This is a genomic window from Enterococcus sp. DIV1758, assembly GCF_051711985.1.
Classification (GTDB): domain Bacteria; phylum Bacillota; class Bacilli; order Lactobacillales; family Enterococcaceae; genus Enterococcus; species Enterococcus faecalis.
The window spans coordinates 751,967-767,893 of record NZ_JBIOOA010000001.1 but is presented as its reverse complement, the minus strand read 5'-3'; the positions used below and the strand labels follow the sequence as shown (position 1 = coordinate 767,893).

The 15,927-nt window shown below is 37.1% G+C and carries 18 protein-coding genes, 1 pseudogene and 1 other annotated feature; of the genes and pseudogenes, 3 read left to right on the top strand and 16 right to left on the bottom strand.

Going from position 1 to position 15,927, the window contains the following annotated elements:
• Positions 1 to 69: 69 nt before the first annotated feature.
• The 7 genes from IGJ52_RS03850 to IGJ52_RS03820 all read right to left on the bottom strand — a co-directional run bounded on the left by IGJ52_RS03850 (position 70) and on the right by IGJ52_RS03820 (position 6,581).
• Complete coding sequence (locus IGJ52_RS03850) at positions 70 to 1,461, bottom strand: amino acid permease (protein WP_438791920.1); 1,392 nt, start codon at positions 1,459 to 1,461, stop codon at positions 70 to 72.
• Positions 1,462 to 1,501: 40 nt separating this feature from the next.
• Positions 1,502 to 2,365 carry a GRP family sugar transporter gene (locus tag IGJ52_RS03845; protein WP_002355811.1) on the bottom strand — a complete coding sequence of 288 codons (864 nt, stop codon included), beginning with the start codon at positions 2,363 to 2,365 and terminating at the stop codon, positions 1,502 to 1,504.
• 147 nt (positions 2,366 to 2,512) lie between these two features.
• Positions 2,513 to 3,538 carry a two-component system sensor histidine kinase SapS gene (gene sapS / locus IGJ52_RS03840; RefSeq protein WP_002358842.1) on the bottom strand — a complete coding sequence of 342 codons (1,026 nt, stop codon included), beginning with the start codon at positions 3,536 to 3,538 and terminating at the stop codon, positions 2,513 to 2,515.
• Between the two features lie 13 nt (positions 3,539 to 3,551).
• Positions 3,552 to 4,226: a two-component system response regulator SapR gene (sapR, locus tag IGJ52_RS03835; protein ID WP_002355809.1), complete on the bottom strand. Its 675-nt coding sequence runs from the start codon at positions 4,224 to 4,226 to the stop codon at positions 3,552 to 3,554.
• 88 nt (positions 4,227 to 4,314) lie between these two features.
• On the bottom strand, positions 4,315 to 4,539 hold the full coding sequence (locus tag IGJ52_RS03830; RefSeq protein ID WP_002355808.1) for a hypothetical protein: 225 nt from the start codon (positions 4,537 to 4,539) through the stop codon (positions 4,315 to 4,317).
• 274 nt (positions 4,540 to 4,813) lie between these two features.
• Positions 4,814 to 5,686 (bottom strand): VOC family protein, encoded by an 873-nt coding sequence (locus IGJ52_RS03825; protein WP_002355807.1) that lies wholly within the window; start codon positions 5,684 to 5,686, stop codon positions 4,814 to 4,816.
• 64 nt (positions 5,687 to 5,750) lie between these two features.
• Positions 5,751 to 6,581, bottom strand: coding sequence for a LysR family transcriptional regulator (locus IGJ52_RS03820; RefSeq protein ID WP_016614030.1), 831 nt, complete (start codon positions 6,579 to 6,581; stop codon positions 5,751 to 5,753).
• 112 nt (positions 6,582 to 6,693) lie between these two features.
• Here IGJ52_RS03820 and IGJ52_RS03815 point away from each other — a divergent pair, with 112 nt between their 5' ends.
• Positions 6,694 to 7,722, top strand: coding sequence for a YeiH family protein (locus IGJ52_RS03815; RefSeq protein WP_010816373.1), 1,029 nt, complete (start codon positions 6,694 to 6,696; stop codon positions 7,720 to 7,722).
• A 282-nt stretch (positions 7,723 to 8,004) separates the two neighbouring features.
• Positions 8,005 to 9,180 carry a SulP family inorganic anion transporter gene (locus IGJ52_RS03810; RefSeq protein WP_002419366.1) on the top strand — a complete coding sequence of 392 codons (1,176 nt, stop codon included), beginning with the start codon at positions 8,005 to 8,007 and terminating at the stop codon, positions 9,178 to 9,180.
• A 15-nt stretch (positions 9,181 to 9,195) separates the two neighbouring features.
• Here IGJ52_RS03810 and IGJ52_RS03805 read toward each other — a convergent pair whose 3' ends face one another.
• The 3 genes and pseudogenes from IGJ52_RS03805 to IGJ52_RS03795 form a co-directional block, all read right to left on the bottom strand.
• The gene (locus tag IGJ52_RS03805; protein WP_002361365.1) at positions 9,196 to 9,711 is read right to left on the bottom strand and encodes a GrpB family protein; all 516 of its coding nucleotides are present in this window, start codon (positions 9,709 to 9,711) and stop codon (positions 9,196 to 9,198) included.
• A 17-nt stretch (positions 9,712 to 9,728) separates the two neighbouring features.
• A pseudogene (locus tag IGJ52_RS03800) lies at positions 9,729 to 10,224 on the bottom strand (GNAT family N-acetyltransferase).
• 67 nt (positions 10,225 to 10,291) lie between these two features.
• On the bottom strand, positions 10,292 to 10,651 hold the full coding sequence (locus tag IGJ52_RS03795) for a DUF1304 domain-containing protein (protein WP_002358829.1): 360 nt from the start codon (positions 10,649 to 10,651) through the stop codon (positions 10,292 to 10,294).
• A 67-nt stretch (positions 10,652 to 10,718) separates the two neighbouring features.
• Between IGJ52_RS03795 and IGJ52_RS03790 the strand changes: the two genes are divergently transcribed.
• Complete coding sequence (locus IGJ52_RS03790) at positions 10,719 to 11,099, top strand: MmcQ/YjbR family DNA-binding protein (RefSeq protein WP_002385048.1); 381 nt, start codon at positions 10,719 to 10,721, stop codon at positions 11,097 to 11,099.
• A gap of 46 nt (positions 11,100 to 11,145) precedes the next feature.
• On the opposite strand, the gene rplT is transcribed toward IGJ52_RS03790, so the two are convergent.
• The 6 genes from rplT to opp1D form a co-directional block, all read right to left on the bottom strand.
• On the bottom strand, positions 11,146 to 11,505 hold the full coding sequence (rplT, locus tag IGJ52_RS03785) for a 50S ribosomal protein L20 (protein ID WP_002355799.1): 360 nt from the start codon (positions 11,503 to 11,505) through the stop codon (positions 11,146 to 11,148).
• A gap of 60 nt (positions 11,506 to 11,565) precedes the next feature.
• Positions 11,566 to 11,766 carry a 50S ribosomal protein L35 gene (gene rpmI, locus IGJ52_RS03780; protein ID WP_002355798.1) on the bottom strand — a complete coding sequence of 67 codons (201 nt, stop codon included), beginning with the start codon at positions 11,764 to 11,766 and terminating at the stop codon, positions 11,566 to 11,568.
• 113 nt (positions 11,767 to 11,879) lie between these two features.
• The gene (infC, locus tag IGJ52_RS03775) at positions 11,880 to 12,401 is read right to left on the bottom strand and encodes a translation initiation factor IF-3 (RefSeq protein ID WP_002355797.1); all 522 of its coding nucleotides are present in this window, start codon (positions 12,399 to 12,401) and stop codon (positions 11,880 to 11,882) included.
• Positions 12,402 to 12,455: 54 nt separating this feature from the next.
• Positions 12,456 to 12,587: a sequence feature (ribosomal protein L20 leader region), on the bottom strand.
• A gap of 212 nt (positions 12,588 to 12,799) precedes the next feature.
• Entirely contained in the window at positions 12,800 to 13,870 is a 1,071-nt protein-coding gene (locus IGJ52_RS03770; RefSeq protein ID WP_002413564.1) for an RNA-guided endonuclease TnpB family protein, read from the bottom strand.
• 40 nt (positions 13,871 to 13,910) lie between these two features.
• Positions 13,911 to 14,867, bottom strand: coding sequence for an oligopeptide ABC transporter ATP-binding protein Opp1F (gene opp1F / locus IGJ52_RS03765; protein ID WP_261998565.1), 957 nt, complete (start codon positions 14,865 to 14,867; stop codon positions 13,911 to 13,913).
• On the bottom strand, positions 14,867 to 15,925 hold the full coding sequence (opp1D, locus tag IGJ52_RS03760) for an oligopeptide ABC transporter ATP-binding protein Opp1D (protein ID WP_002355794.1): 1,059 nt from the start codon (positions 15,923 to 15,925) through the stop codon (positions 14,867 to 14,869). The genes opp1F and opp1D overlap by 1 nt, the downstream gene beginning before the upstream one ends.
• Positions 15,926 to 15,927: the final 2 nt, after the last annotated feature.

Sequence of the window (15,927 nt, the reverse complement as noted above, 5' to 3'; positions counted from 1 at the left end):
AAATGCCAGAAAGAAAAGAGAGAAACACCTGTCTATTTGACAAGTATTCCTCTCTTTTTTCGTTCACTTTTATTCTTTTGTCTCGAAACGAACGATACTATGGTGTCGTCCATAAAAGAAATAAATAGCCAAACCAATCACTACGGCTATGCCAAATACTTGCCAAGTAGCTAAAGACAATTGGAACATCAAAGCCGCGCAAACCACGATTGAAATTAATGGTAGAACCGGCACAAGTGGTACTTTAAATTCACCTGCTTGCGGTTCTCCTTTCATTGTTCGTAATTTGATAATTCCTAAAGCGAGAAACATCAGATAAAAGAGTGTCACGATATTTGTAAGTTCAGCCAACATCTCCATTGGAACAACACCAGCAAAAACCATTGCTAAAAATCCAGCTACATAGGTTGCATTCTTAGGTGTGTGCCGCTTCTCATCGATTTTGCTCATAAACTGCGGCAATAATCCATCTTTACTAATCGCATAAATCACACGGGCTAAACTGTACATCATCGCAATCGTCACTGTTAATAAGGTTAAAATAGCACCAACTGAAATGATTGTCGCAATTGCGCCATGATTAATGAAGCGCATCGCAAAAGCCACCGGATCCTTGACCCCTAAATCCGTAAATGGAACAATCCCAGTTAAAACTAACGTAACAACAATATATAACAATGTTGAAATAATAATGGAACCAATAATCCCTTTTGGAATATCTTTTTTCGGATTCTTCACTTCCTCCGCGGCCATGCTAACCGCATCAAACCCTAGAAAGGCAAAGAAAACTAAGGCAGCACCACTGAAAACGCCTGAAAAACCATAAGGAATAAATGGTTGCCAGTTCGTTGGTTTCACAAAAAAGATCCCAACGAGAACAAATAATAAAATAATCCCAAACTTCACGAAAACCATTAAGTTATTTAAACGTAACGCTGTTTTCGCTTCTAAAGATACCCAAAAAGTTACGGCTACAACGACCAACATGGCAATCAAATCAATATATGTACCATTTGTTGGATTATAAGCGCCACTTAACGCTTGCGGCAAAGAAAAACCTAAGCTATCCAAAAAGCCATGGACATAGCCTGACCAACCTGAAGCAACGGATGAAACCGCCAAGAAAAATTCACAAATAATCATCCAACCAGTCATCCAAGCCACAATTTCTCCAAAGACCACATACATGTAGGCATACGGCCCACCAATGACCGGAATACGCGATGCAAATTCTGCATAGCATAAACCAGATAAAATAATCGCGGCTGCTGCTACCAGAAATGATAAGACGAGCCCTGGACCTGCATAGCGTTCCGCTGCGACACCTGTCACAACAAAAATCCCTGTTCCTACTACAGCCCCAATTCCTAGAAAAATTAAGTCCATCGTCTTAAGATTTTTTTTCATCCCACCACTGTCATTGACAGGCACAGTGATTTCTTTTTTTCTGAAAATAGACATGTGTTTACCCCCGTAAAAAAAATAAGCGTAAATAAACTATTTACGCTTTCATATACCCTAAAAGAATACCACCTAGAATAACAAAAATGCAACCAAAAATAACATAAAACATTTCTTTTTTTGATTTTCTTTCGCCTAAAAGGAAGATGCCCCCAAGAGTCGAAATAATAATCCCCATTTGTGATAAAGAGAAGCTAATAGCTAAGCCAATTTCACGCATGGTTAATAACATACAAATATTTCCTAAGCCCCAAAGCAGACCCGTCGTCATATTCATCCAAACAAAACGATCAACTTTGACTTTTTTGAAGGCAAAGAAACTAGCCCCCACTAACATACCAATACTTTGTGGCAAAATAATTCCCCACGGATCTAAACCAGTGGCATTAATAATGATGGTATAGACACCATACCCAACTGTTGAGAAAATCAAGGCCCGAATCCCTTTATTAAAATCTAACATACTGTTTGAGGTTTTCGGTTGACTGTCATCATCTTGTCGAGCTGTTAAATACACCCCAAAAACTAAAAAGGCTAAAGCGATAAAGCCTACAACAAAGTCTTTTGTTTTTGTCCATTCATGGAAAAAAACAGCCCCTGCAACGGTATTAACAACTAACTGCATCCCAGTTGAAATTGGTAAGCCAACTGAAACGCCCATATATTTCATGCTATGAAATTGTTGATTCTGTCCCAAACTCCAGAATAAACCAGATATAAATCCAACAATTAATGTGGCTGTCGTCAACGTAGGCTGGATAACAAAAAAGACAACAATTGAAAATAGTAATGCGCCGATTGTCATACCTAACGTTTGTTGATTGGCGCTTCCACCAATTTTACCGCTGACTAAACCAATACTGCCCCACGCAATCATGGGCACTAAAGCGATAAGTAAACTCATAATATTCTCCTAACAAATTTATTTCATTTCATTCTAACAATAAAAACGTTTTCTAAACAACTAAGAAGAGTAAGAGAAGTTAGCAAGAAAGTTTTAATAAATAAAAAAAGGCCTATCACCTCTTTAATTTGCTGATAGACCTACTTTTTATTTCACTTCATTATAATAACTGAGGGAAGGGAAAAACAATGTCATCGTCGTACCTTGCCCTTCTGTCGATTCGACTGTTAAATCATGACCTAACTTTTTCGCTAAGCTATGGGCCAAATACAGGCCAAGACCAGTCGAATGCTGTTCACTTTTCCGCCCGTTTTCTCCAGTAAATCCTTTATCAAAAATGCGTCGTTGATCTTGCATCGGAATGCCAATCCCAGAATCTTTTAAAGATAAATAAATACCTTGTTTATTTTTGGAAATTAGAACCGTAATTGTGCCGCCTTCTGGCGTATACTTGACTGCATTACTTAATAATTGGCGGAAAATAAAAATGACCCATTTTCGGTCGGTTAAAACCGCTTCATCTTCTCCTTCAATTGAGAATTGCAATCTTTTTTGGATAAAATAATTTGCCTGCGTACGAACAACAGATTGCACAATTTCTTTTAAAGAATATTCTTGGAGTAAATAATCTCGAGAAAAGCTGTCCAGTCTAGCATAATATAGGACTTGCTCGACATATTCATCAATTTTCCCTAACTCATTTTCCAATAGATAATATTTTTTCTCTGGAATATCATCTTCGACAGATTGTACCAGTAAAGTGATAGCCGCTAGGGGGACTTTGATTTCATGAACCCAAGAGTCAATGTAATCTTTTTGGTCCTGTTGGTTGTTAATTGCTTGCTGCATGGTTTGTTGGTGCTCTTGCAATAAACCGTTAATATACGTTTGGACAAGTAGCTCTTCTTCTTTTTCTGCTGTATTCAAATATTCTTGTAAAGAAGGCGGCTCTTTTTCCGTTGCCAACGAAAGCCACCACTTACGTTTTAAATAATAATCAATTGTTAAAAATAGCGATAAAAACACACTTTGCAGTAAAAAGATATAGCCAACCACTGTCCAATCTAAGCGGACATTAGGAGCCAACCATAAAATAAAACAAGTTAAGAACAGAAAAAATAACCAACCAATTAGTAATAACCAGCGATCTTTTAAATACTTTAGAATGGTCATTGTCTACTCCTATCTAGGGCACCATATAACCGACGCCCACTTTGGTTTCAATATAGCCAGCAATCCCTGCTTGCTCAATTTTTTTTCGTAAACGATTGATATTTACCGTCAACGTATTGTCATCCACAAAACGTTCATCGTCCCATAAAGCGCGCAATAGTTTTTCACGTGTTAAAATTTTTCCGTGCTTTTTCATTAAAAGATACAGTAATCGGTATTCATTTTTACTTAAATCGATCATTTCGCCTTTGATTTCCATTCGTCCATTGTCCACATTTAAAGTAATGCCATTATGTGAAAGCACTTCACTATCTGTATCGGAATAGTTATAAGAGCGGCGCAACAAAGCATTGATTTTAGCAATTAAAACATCTATCTGGAACGGTTTTGTAACAAAATCATCCGCGCCCATGTTCATCGCCATAATCATATCCATATTGGTACTACGACTCGAAATAAAAATAATTGGTACTTTAGAAACTTCACGAATTTTTTGACACCAATAGTACCCGTCGTACACAGGTAAATTAATATCCATCAAGACTAATTGAGGATTCTCCTCTTGAAAATCATCCAATACATCATTAAAATCGGTTGTTCCAATCGTTTCAAATTGCCATTTTTGTAATTCCTCGCTAATTAACTCTCGAATGGTTGTTTCATCTTCGACAATCATGATTTTAGCCATGCAATCCCACCTCTTTTATTTCTAAATTTTCATCTTTCTTATCCTAACAAACTTCATTCTTTTTGGATATAGGACTTTATGATGATTTTTACACTATTTCAAAAATAGGCGCTAATAATTCCCATTCTGATAACATGATGAATTTACCAACAAAAGCAAAAATACCATCTAATAATAACACAGACATATTAATTCCTAATACAATAGAAGCTTTTTCGACAATTGGCATGGACTTTTTATTTTTCAAAATAAGATATAAAACAAAGTTCGTTCCATAAGTAAAAACTGTTAACAACACAATTAACTCAATCATTTTACCACTTCCTATTTTGGACTTTTCATTTTTCCTTCAATAATTTACTACTCTTAATTATAGCATAATCTTATAAAAAAATCGGCAGAGTCCTAACCCTTAAGATAAACAACAAAATAGAAGCAGCCTCTTTGGAACTCGCAAGAATCGAGCTTTTTTTAAGAGTTGAAGGTCTTGATCCTTAAAAGACACGTCCTTCAACTCTAGTATGTTCCATGTATTGGAATTGATACCAACGTACCAAAGTGTAGTGGATCAGACAACCTCAGTTTTTCTAATGATTATATTTGTCATACACTTCTTTTAACTGGTTTAAATCTATTTTTTTCATTTGGTACAATTTTTTGGTCACTTCATTTGCTCTAGCTGGATTTGAGTCAGATAAATAACGTTTCAGTTCAGGATTGCCTGTTTGCCAACTGACTCCAAATTGATCTTCCATCCAGCCACACGGCCATTCTTTCCCTTTAGCAGTCACTTGTTGCCATAGTCGATCTATTTCCTCCTGATTTTCACAATCAATATAAATGGAGAAAGCCATGGTAAAATCAAAGTCATGTTTATCTCGTGCATCCATTACTCGAAACGGTTGCTCCTGTAATGTGAAAAGTGCTTGCGCAATGTTCCCATCTTCATATTCAACTTTTTCAATTATTTCGCCTGGACCGAAAATCGCCAACCATTCTGATAGAGCTTTGGCTGCTTCGCCATATTTTTCATTAGCAAACATAAAGGTTGGTACAATTGTTTGTTCTTTTCCTGAAAAAGACACTTGCCAAGAGACCCCAAATTTGTCCACTACCCAACCATATAAAGGACTAAAAGGATATTCCCCAAAAGGCATCAAAATCTGTCCGTCTGCTGTTAAATTTTTCCACAACGTTTCTGTTTGTGATAACGTTTTACATTCAACAAAAAATGAACTAGCTGGTGTAAAGGAAAATTCTGGTCCGCCATTTAAACCAATGATTGTTTGGTTCGCCAAGGTAAATTCAATGGTCATTAATGATGTTCCTTGAGGTTGATGCTCCTCATTAACGTAGTTCGTTTTACTTAGAATCGCACCTTTTTCAAAGATTGTTGTATAGAAGTTAGCAGCTTCTTCCGCTTGTGTGTCAAACCATAAACATGGTGAAAATTTAGGCATTGTGGTTCCCTCCTTCGTTTTCTTTAGTGTAGTCAAAGATTGATAAATAAACAAAGAGAACGTTTTAGTATTTATTCATTTCCGTCTGATAGAATCGATAAATTGCTTGTTTTACTTCTTGAAGCAAGGAGGATTTTAAATGTCCCCGTGTCAAAAAATAAAAGGAACGCCAATACTTTTCACCTAACGTTTGGAAAGGAATTTTTTCAGTAATCGCCTTTCTTGAAAGCAACGATTGCCCCATGCCCAATTCCAACATTTTAACAATCATTTCATTATTTTTAACCGTCATGAGTGTTGGGCTTTGATTACTTTCTTCTAAATACTGTTGGGTATAATGAAAAACCCCAGAATCCTTTTCACGTACCAACCAATTCTGATTGTCAGGGTTCCCAGCTAAAACCAATTGATCCTGAATAATTTCTTCACGAGTTGCTCCTTTCGTAATTAATGGTTTTTCGATAAAGCCAAAATCAACTTGATGTTTTTCAACTTTTTCCACTACTTCTTCTGAATTGTTCATTTCTAAAACAAAATTGATCGTTGCATACTGTGTCTGTAAATGCTGCATCAGTTGCGGCAAATAATAAACTGCAAAAGTATTAGACGCAGCAATTCGGCAAGTTTCTTTAGGTAATCTCGCCTGATGAAGAGCTGTTAATGTTTCTTGCCAATCATCAGCTAAATTTAGCAAACGATTATACAAGACTTCCGCTTGCCTAGTAGGGACTACATCTTGTCGACCTTTTCTTAAAAACAATGAACAGCCTAATTCTTCTTCTAATTGTTTGATTTGATTAGAAACGGCTGGTTGTGATATATATAGGCAGGTAGCTGCTTTGGAAAAGTTCATTTGCTCATACACAATTTGAAAAGTCTTTAATAATTTAAACATAGGTATCCTTTCGATAACTTTCTATTATAAATATTATTTTAACTATTTATTTCTCAAATGTAAAAAATTTCGTTATACTGGAAGTAATGAACAAGAAAGAGAGATTTTTTCAATGAAAAATTCAGAAAATGATTATATCCAATCTTTATTACAAATTCTTCCCGGCTTGCTAACAGCTTTCCTTGTCGCCTCCCTTAGCAAGTTTTTTGCCATCTGGTTACCTAGCTTAGGCGCCGCAACGATAGCTATTTTACTAGGAATCTTTTTGGGAAATACCTTTGTTCGCGGTGCCAATTTAAATCGCGGAACCAAAGTAGCCGAAAGTAAATTACTAGAATTTTCTGTTGTTTTATTGGGAACCACCGTGACCTTTCAAACGATTGCCCAAATTGGCTTACAAGGTGTCGCATTTATTCTCATTCAAATGTCGCTGACCATTATTTTTGCCTATTTGATCGGTAAAAAACTGGCTTTTTCTGATAATATGTCTTTATTGATGGCTGGTGGTAATGCCGTTTGTGGATCCTCTGCCATTGCTTCGATTGCTCCAGCAATTCAAGCAGATGAGGAAGAAAAAGGCCAAATCATTACTTTAGTAAACTTATTAGGAACCGTTTTAATGTTGACCTTACCCATTTTAAGTGGGATTCTCTATGGTACCAATTTGTTAGCTCGTAGCGCACTAATCGGAGGGACTTTACAATCAGTTGGTCAGGTTGTCGCCAGTGCCAATATGGTCAATGAGAACGCAGTTCAACTTGCGATGCTCTTTAAAATTATGCGAATTGTCCTACTCGTAGCAGTTGTCTATTTATTTGGACGTTTCAAGCAAAGTAAGACGGCAGAATCAGAAGCTGAGTTGGTAGAAGTCACCAAAAAAAGCAGTGCCCTACCTTGGTATGTAGTTGGCTTTTTCATTGCCTGTGTCTTTAATAGTTTGATTCATTTCCCCGTTGTGATCAGTGAGACTGCTCATTTCTTTAGTTCTTGGTTTGAAATTACTGCCTTGGCAGCAATCGGGTTACGACTCGATTTTAAAAAGTTTTTCCAAGAAGGTAAACGTTTCTTAATCTATGGTTTATCAGTAGGAACTGTTCAAGTCGTCCTAGCCATTTTGTTGTTGGCACTGTTACAGTTCTAATGAGGTCGGGACAGAAGCGTTTAACTCCGAGAAATAAGAAGGAATTTCCGAAAATTGTTCTGTAATTTTTGGAGACCAAGTAGGTATTGTTCATCATCGAAACACTACGTTCTTCGTGATTCTCAACAATTTCGGCTTATTTCCGAAGGAGTTGCTTTTGTTCCCGCCGTTTATCAGTTTTTGAGCGTGGAGCAAAAATCCAAAGTGATTTTTGTCCCACGCTCATTTCAGCTTATTCATGCTATTATGAATAAGGTTTTATTAACTTAAAGGAGTTTTTCGATGTTATTTAGTATTAAAAAAAGCGAATGGTTAGGCAATGAACAAAATGATCTCTTTGCCGGTCTCGTTTCTTCTGTCGCCATTTTACCAGAAGTAATCGGGTTTGCAATTATTGCTGGTGTTCACCCGCTTTCTGCAGTGTTTGCTTCAGCTGTTACTTTACTTGTGATTACTTTTACGGGCGGCCGTCCGGCAATGGTTTCGGCGTCTGCTGGCTCAATGGCCTTAGTCCTTGCAGGCTTAATTCAAGCACATGGTTTGTCATACATGCTTGCTGCGACTATTTTAACAGGCTTTCTACAATTTATTTTAGGTTATTTAGGTATCCATAAATTAATGCGCTTTATTCCCAAGACAGTGATGTACGGATTCGTCAATGCGTTAGCCATTTTAATTTTCATGGCGCAAGTACAACAATTGCCTCATCAAACACTGTGGTCCTACGGCATGATTATCTGTAGTATCTTACTTATTTATCTATTACCTAAGTTTATTACAATCGTGCCTCCTGCTTTAATTGTTATTTTATTCATGACTATCCTGTCCTATTTTTTAAAAGGTCATTTGCAAACGGTAGGTGATCTTGGTGAAATGAGTCAGTTTCATCCAGCGATCCGTTGGCCTAATGTACCCGTCAACTTAGAAACGTTGTGGATTATTTTACCTAGTTCTGTTGCCTTAGCAATGGTCGGGTTAATTGAATCTTTATTGACGATCCCCATTGTGGACAAAATGACAACGAGCCAAAGTGATAGCCAACGAGAAGTTAAGGCGCAAGGATTCGCTAATATAATTACCGGCTTTTTTGGTGGCCAAGCTGGCTGTGCGATGATCGGGCAAGCGGTCATTAATGTTAAATCAGGGGGACGAAAACGGCTTTCTACTTTGATTTCAGGTATTACCCTCCTTCTATTCATTTTTGTTTTTAAATCCGTGATGGTAGCCATTCCTACAGCTGCATTGATTGGGATCATGATGACAGTGGCAGTCGACACCTTTGATTGGGAAAGTTTACAGCTTTTCCGAACTTTTGAAATTACTGAAATTGTTATTTTACTCGTGACAGTGGGTGTGATCGTCTATACGCATAATTTAGCGATTGGAATTATTCTAGGTGTTCTTTTAAGTGGTCTTCTTTATCATTTTTTCAAAAAAGAACCAAAAAAAAGTTGCTAGCTTTAGCAACTTTTTTTATTTTTCCCAATATTTCTTCAACGCTTCTTTTTCTATTTTCTTAATGAACGCATCTTTGCCATCCATATATTTATCAATGCTATCGGGGTGTGCTTGGGCCAATTGCTTTTTTAATGTACCATAGGTTGTAGCAATTGCCGGATTTTCTCGTAAATAATTTCGAAAAGCAAGATGGCGCAAAATTTCTTGCGTATTGTCAAACTGATAAATATGCACATGATGTGTTCTTTTTATCGGGCCTTTTCGTAAATAACGACGTCCTGATAGCCCAAATTCCCCCATATATTCATAACCGATTCTTTCAAATTCCCCTTGTAACAGGTCTACTTTTTCAATTTCTTCAACAATGACCAAAAAATCAATAATTGGTTTGGCTGCTAAATTAGGCACAGATGTGCTACCGATATGTTCAACTTTAAGACAATTTTCCTTTAGAATCTGTTTCAACGCTTGGGCTTCTTCTTCAAACTGTTCCACCCAGGCTGGTTGGTATTCAGTAACGATTACCCGCATGATTTCTTCCCTCTTTTCTATATCCGTTTCATATGTAAAATAGGAAACGGATTTCCTTGAGGATCTTCCTTTGATTCACCAATTACTTGAAACCCTTGAGATTGATAGAACTTCACAGCCCCTTCATTTTGTTTATTGGCATCAACAAAGACAATTGATTCTTGCTCTATTAACTTTTTGATAATTTCTCCACCATAGCCTTTACGAAAATAGACTGGGTCAATAAATAACATTTCCAACGTTTGTTGATTTGTTCCACTAAAGCCCACACATTTCTGTTCTTCATTTAACCACATACTTAATTGAACTTGTTGAAAATAATCAGGTAAAACTACTTCGATTTTATCAATATCTGCCTGACTCAAAAACAAATGGGTAGCTTCTACTGAAGAACGCCATAGAGAAATTAATTGAGGATAATCGTTTTTTTTTTACTTCTTTTTGGTTCAGCATTTTTAATTCCTCCCTATCTAATAAACAAAGTATACCACATTTTGTCTCTCTCAATTCCATAAAAAATAGTCAAATCAACCGTGTTTTTTCTGTCGATTTGACTGTCTCTCTCTATTAACTCTGATGGCTAAACAAGTAAACTAATCAAAGCCACGATAGCTAAACCGCCTTGTGTTAAAATGATTTTTTTATCACTAGTTAAGCTACCGTACGCCGCCACTAAAATAATATAAATCAATAAAAATTTTGTCATCTCCATCGTTGCTTGCGCAAAATAGACACTATAAATAAGTCCTGCACCGATTAGTCCATTATAGATTCCTTGATTTTTAAACAATGTAGTGACTGATTTTCTTTGTAACTCTTGCTTATCCATTTTAAAAACACGGCTTGTTGTCTCAGATGTTGGTACAATCGTTTCTAAATACATAATGTAGAAAAATTCTACAGCCACCAAGGTTACTAAAATTGTTGAAATTAATGTCATCTGCTCCCTCCTCCCATTCCTTTGAACGAAGTAATTTTATGTAATTTTTGCTATGATGTAAATAGATATGCCTAGCCTTAACGAAAGGAAGAAACCTATGACTTTTCAAGAAACTATTAGCGCCTATATCCAAGAACGTTATCAGATAACGCCCGATTTTCCTTTTAAAAAACACCCAGACTATCTCGTCTTTCGTCATCCTAGAAATGCGAAATGGTTTGCTTTAATTATGCCACTGGATGCACAACTGCTCGGCGCTACCGAGAATAAGCAGCTCACTATTTTAACCGTTAAACTTGCGCCTGAATTGATTGCCTTATTAAAGAACCAACCTGGCTATTTTCCTGCCTATCATATGAATAAAGAGCATTGGTTAAGTCTTTCTGAAGAAATTCCGCTCTCACAAGTTTTTTCATTTATAGATGAAAGTTACCAACGGAGTTATTAAAAAAAACACCCTACTCAAGGAGTAGGGTGTGAAAGATTATTTAAGCTTATTTGCTTAAAGCGTCTTTTGCTTGTTCAGCTAACGCTGTAAATGCTGCTGCATCGTTAACGGCTAAGTCAGCTAACATTTTGCGGTTGATATCAATCTCTGCCAATTTCAAACCGTGCATTAATTTAGAATAGCTTAAGCCATTCATACGAGCTGCCGCGTTGATACGTGCAATCCATAATTTACGGAAGTCACGTTTCTTTTGACGACGGTCTCTGAATGCATAGTAATAAGAGTTCATTACTTGTTCTTTTGCTGATTTAAATAAAGTATGTTTTGATCCGTAGTAGCCTTTCGCTAACTTAAGGACTTTTTTACGACGTTTACGGGTTACTGTTCCACCTTTAACACGTGCCATGTTGAATTCCTCCTAATATCTTGTTTCTCTTGACGGTAATCTAAAAGTCACCGAGTTGTTTTATTTCATTCTTGCTAATTGTTGGCGGATACGTTTGTAATCGCCTTTTGCAACCATGCTTGCTTTACGCAATTGACGGCGTTGTTTTTTAGTTTTACCGTGGAAACGGTGAGATGTAAAGGCACGGCCACGTTTTAAGCCGCCTCCACCAGTACGTTTTACACGTTTTGCTAATCCGCGGTGTGTTTTTTGTTTTGGCATGACTAATTTTCCTCCTCAAAATCTTTGCTTCAAGTGAAAGACTCTAACAGTCACAACTGTCGAATATCCTTCTTGTAGAAATTACCAAAAGTCCGAATGCTCGGTCTCTTCGTTTACTTGTCGTTTTTCGGTGCCAGCGTTAGAAACATGCTGCGTCCGTCCATTTTCGCTTTTTGTTCCACTGTGGCGATGTCCGCAGTTTCTTCAGCTAAGCGATCAAGAACTTTCTGACCAATCTCTTTATGGGTAATGGCACGGCCTTTGAAACGGATAGAAGCTTTCACTTTGTCTCCTTTTTCTAAGAACTTACGCGCATTACGAAGTTTTGTATTGAAGTCATTTACGTCAATTGTTGGACTTAAACGAACTTCTTTGACGTTGATCACTTTTTGTTTCTTGCGAGCTTCACGCTCTTTCTTTTGTTGTTCGAAACGGAATTTTCCATAATCCATAATTCGCGCAACTGGTGGTTTCGCTCCTGGCGCTACAAGTACTAAATCCAAGTTTGCAGATTCAGCGATTTGTAATGCTTCTGCTTTGGTTTTTACACCTAATTGTTCACCATCTTGTCCGATCAAACGTAACTCGCGTGCACGAATGCCGTCGTTAACCATCATATCCTTTGCTATGGTCATTCACCTCCAAAATTTTTAAGAGAAAATCCTAACGGAAGTCTGCTTTGTTTGCTAAATGCAATAAAAAAACAGGTTCCTATCCAGAACCCGCCAACAGTCTGCCTTACTTAAAAAAATAAGGAATACTTTATCTAGCCCAGCGATATACTCAACTAAGGCGAGAAGCGGGTGCTTCTGCTTTCATTTCTCAACTTCACTAGTTTACCTTAGTTTATCCTAGTTGTCAATATATTTCCTCAAAAAAAACGAATCTAGCATTAGATTCGTTTGAACTCGTATTTTGATTATTAATAATTAGTGGACTGTCCCAATATGACTTCCTAGAAACAAATGGTTCAACACATGGTGTGCATTTTCTATCCCCTAGGCGATCCCTGTAGTCCCTACAGTTCTTCTATTTATAAGGTTTCTCGTTTAGACAAGCCACGTTCTAAGATTTTTTGGCTTCTAAGATACTCTGAATTTTCTGTACTTTCAGAAAAAGACAACTCTGTTTCGATCTCCTCTGACTCAATACAAATGAGTTCTTTGCCATACCATTGTGCTTTATACAACAGTTTAGCTAAAAATAAAGACCAAGCCAATTCCGAACGATCATGTTTTGGCGGCCGCTCATTACTGTGATGGGCTTTTTCAATACAAATAACATCGTAACTTGAAACCAATTCCGTTGTAATTTTGTTTAAAATATCCGTTCGTTGGTTGGCTATTTTTTCGCGAATTTTTGCGACTTTTATTTTTTGTTTTTGATAATTTTTTGCTTGCGAAAGATCGACACCTTTTTCTAAAGCAATCATTTTACGCTTGTTTAATTTTCGTTCTTCTTGACGTAGTTTTTGCTTTAAATGCTTTGAACAATAGCTTTTTTCGAAGCTTTCACCATTCGAAAGCAGCGCAAATTTTTCCCTACTGCTACAAATTCCCACCATTTTTTGTTGCTTTGTTTTCGTTTCAACCGGCGCTTCACACAAAATGGAAACATAATAATTGTGACTCGCACTCATAGAAATAGTTACAGATTTTATCTCCCCCAGTGGTTGGCGGTGTACCTTCATTTTAATTAAAGATTTCAATTTAGGTACTTTCAAATAACGATTATCCAAAATTTTGACCGTGCCATGTTGATTGTTCGTAGTGTAGGAATGCACCGTTTCTTTCTTTTTCTTTTTTGGAAAGCCCATCCCTTTTTCCCGATAAAAATTTTTAAAGGCTCGATCCAAATAAACTTGTGCATTTGCCAAGGCTAAACTATCAACTTCTCTGAGGACAGGGTATTGTTTCTTATATTTAGCTGGCGTTGGCATTTTAAACGTTTGTTGAGGATTTTTTCGCATCTCTTTGTAGATATCAATCCGGTCTTGTAACATTAAATTATACACCAAGCGAACACAAGAAAATGTTTTTTGAATAAACTCTTCTTGTTTTGAGGTTGGATAAAGTCTGTATTTATAAGCTTTCAGAGCCTTCATCTCATAACCACCCTACCAAGATAGTTAGAAAAGAAGCTGGTTATAAACCAGCTTTTCTTTTCTTCTCTTCAATTTTTTCACGGTACATTGCAACTTCGTCTTCAGCACAATAAACATAGTGTCCATTGAGAATTTCACGGAGCTCACGATTTTTCCCATCTGCCGCTGCAGGCTGGTAAACGATCCGTTTACGTGTGCGTTCATAGTCTGGATCTGGTAATGGAATCGCAGAAAGTAAACTTTCTGTATAAGGATGAACGCCGAAATTATAGACATCATCACTTGTGCCCATTTCCAATAATTTCCCACTGTGCATTACGCCAATTCGGTCACTGATATGTTTTACCATCGATAAGTCATGTGCGATAAACAAGTAAGTTAAGCCTTGTTCTTTTTGTAAATCTTGTAATAAGTTTACTACTTGGGCTTGAATCGACACATCCAAAGCCGAAATTGGCTCATCACAGATAATGAAACGTGGATTAACCGCTAAAGCACGGGCAATCCCGATCCGTTGACGTTGCCCACCAGAAAACTCATGAGGATAACGCGTACTGTGACTTGGATTTAAGCCCACCGTTTTTAAAAGTTCATTGACTTTTTCTTCCCGCTCTTTTGGTGTTTTAGCTAATCCATTGACATCGATTCCTTCAGCAATAATATCATTGACTTTCATTCTTGGATTCAATGAAGCATATGGATCTTGGAAGATCATTTGAACATCGCGGCGGAATGCTTGCATGTCCGCTTTTGATTTAATTTTGCTAATGTCTTTTCCATCGAAAAGAATTTCACCAGCAGTTGGATCATATAAACGAATGACACTGCGACCAGTTGTTGATTTTCCACTTCCTGATTCGCCAACTAATCCAAAGGTTTCGCCTTCAAAAATATGAAAACTAATGTCATCAATGGCTTTTACTTCGTCTTTACGACCAACATTGAAATACTGTTTCAAACCAGTGACTTCTAATAGGACTTTTTTCTCTTCTGCCATTAATTACTACCTCCTGGATTTTTTTGACGCTCTGCATAAATTGCCCAACGACGAACAATCTCTGCTGGAGGCGTAACTTTTGGTGCTTGTGGTGCTAATAACCACGTTGCTGCTTTGTGGGTTGGTGATACTTCAAAATAAGGTGGTTCTTTTTCTGTATCAATTTTTAAAGCAAACTCATTCCGTGGATAGAAGGCATCTCCAGTTGGTGGATCTAATAAATCTGGAGGTGAACCTGGAATCGCATAAAGTTTGTCTTCTGTTCCTTCCATCGTTGGCATTGACCCTAAAAGTCCCCAAGTATATGGATGTTGTGGATTATAGAAAATTTCTTCTGCTGTTCCCACTTCAACCAGACGTCCACCGTACATGACAGCGACACGGTCAGCCACGTTCGCTACTACCCCTAAATCATGGGTAATGAAAATAATCGAAGTGCTAATTTTTTCTTGTAAATCTTTTAATAACTCTAAAATTTGTGCTTGGATGGTTACATCCAACGCTGTAGTTGGTTCATCTGCAATTAGAACTTCTGGATAACAAATTAAAGCAATTGCAATGACAATCCGTTGACGTTGCCCACCAGAAAATTGGTGCGGATAGTTTTTCAAACGTTTTTCAGCATTAGGAATGCCTACTAATTTTAGTAATTCTAATGCTTGCGCTAAGCCTTCTTTTTTTGAGACTTTATTATGTTTGATTAATGATTCCGCCACTTGTTTGCCAATTGGCATCGTTGGGTCTAATGAAGTCATCGGATCTTGGAAAATCATTGCGATTTCTTTACCACGAATGGCTTGCATTTGTTTTTCTGTTTTATGAACAATATCTTGCCCTTTAAACAAAATTTCCCCGTTATCAATATTGGCATTACTGCTCAACAAACGCATAATACTGCGAGTTGTAACAGATTTACCACTCCCTGATTCACCTACGATGGCTAACGTTTCACCTTTATAAAGATCAAAACTCACACCACGAATGGCGTTGACTTTACCTGCAAATGTATCAAAGGAGATTCTTAAGTCTTTAACTTCTAATACTTTTTCCATAGTCATTC

Bases quoted from the DNA above. Each gene is read 5' to 3' on its own strand.
- IGJ52_RS03770 (WP_002413564.1), bottom strand. From the start codon at position 13,870: ATGAAGGCTCTGAAAGCTTATAAATACAGACTTTATCCAACCTCAAAA.
- rplT (WP_002355799.1), bottom strand. From the start codon at position 11,505: ATGGCACGTGTTAAAGGTGGAACAGTAACCCGTAAACGTCGTAAAAAA.
- opp1D (WP_002355794.1), bottom strand. From the start codon at position 15,925: ATGACTATGGAAAAAGTATTAGAAGTTAAAGACTTAAGAATCTCCTTT.
- IGJ52_RS03790 (WP_002385048.1), top strand. From the start codon at position 10,719: ATGCCTAGCCTTAACGAAAGGAAGAAACCTATGACTTTTCAAGAAACT.
- IGJ52_RS03850 (WP_438791920.1), bottom strand. From the start codon at position 1,461: ATGTCTATTTTCAGAAAAAAAGAAATCACTGTGCCTGTCAATGACAGT.
- rpmI (WP_002355798.1), bottom strand. From the start codon at position 11,766: ATGCCAAAACAAAAAACACACCGCGGATTAGCAAAACGTGTAAAACGT.
- IGJ52_RS03825 (WP_002355807.1), bottom strand. From the start codon at position 5,686: ATGCCTAAATTTTCACCATGTTTATGGTTTGACACACAAGCGGAAGAA.
- opp1F (WP_261998565.1), bottom strand. From the start codon at position 14,867: ATGGCAGAAGAGAAAAAAGTCCTATTAGAAGTCACTGGTTTGAAACAG.
- IGJ52_RS03795 (WP_002358829.1), bottom strand. From the start codon at position 10,651: ATGACATTAATTTCAACAATTTTAGTAACCTTGGTGGCTGTAGAATTT.
- IGJ52_RS03830 (WP_002355808.1), bottom strand. From the start codon at position 4,539: ATGATTGAGTTAATTGTGTTGTTAACAGTTTTTACTTATGGAACGAAC.
- IGJ52_RS03845 (WP_002355811.1), bottom strand. From the start codon at position 2,365: ATGAGTTTACTTATCGCTTTAGTGCCCATGATTGCGTGGGGCAGTATT.
- sapS (WP_002358842.1), bottom strand. From the start codon at position 3,538: ATGACCATTCTAAAGTATTTAAAAGATCGCTGGTTATTACTAATTGGT.
- IGJ52_RS03805 (WP_002361365.1), bottom strand. From the start codon at position 9,711: ATGCGGGTAATCGTTACTGAATACCAACCAGCCTGGGTGGAACAGTTT.
- IGJ52_RS03810 (WP_002419366.1), top strand. From the start codon at position 8,005: ATGTTATTTAGTATTAAAAAAAGCGAATGGTTAGGCAATGAACAAAAT.
- infC (WP_002355797.1), bottom strand. From the start codon at position 12,401: ATGACCATAGCAAAGGATATGATGGTTAACGACGGCATTCGTGCACGC.
- sapR (WP_002355809.1), bottom strand. From the start codon at position 4,226: ATGGCTAAAATCATGATTGTCGAAGATGAAACAACCATTCGAGAGTTA.
- IGJ52_RS03820 (WP_016614030.1), bottom strand. From the start codon at position 6,581: ATGTTTAAATTATTAAAGACTTTTCAAATTGTGTATGAGCAAATGAAC.
- IGJ52_RS03815 (WP_010816373.1), top strand. From the start codon at position 6,694: ATGAAAAATTCAGAAAATGATTATATCCAATCTTTATTACAAATTCTT.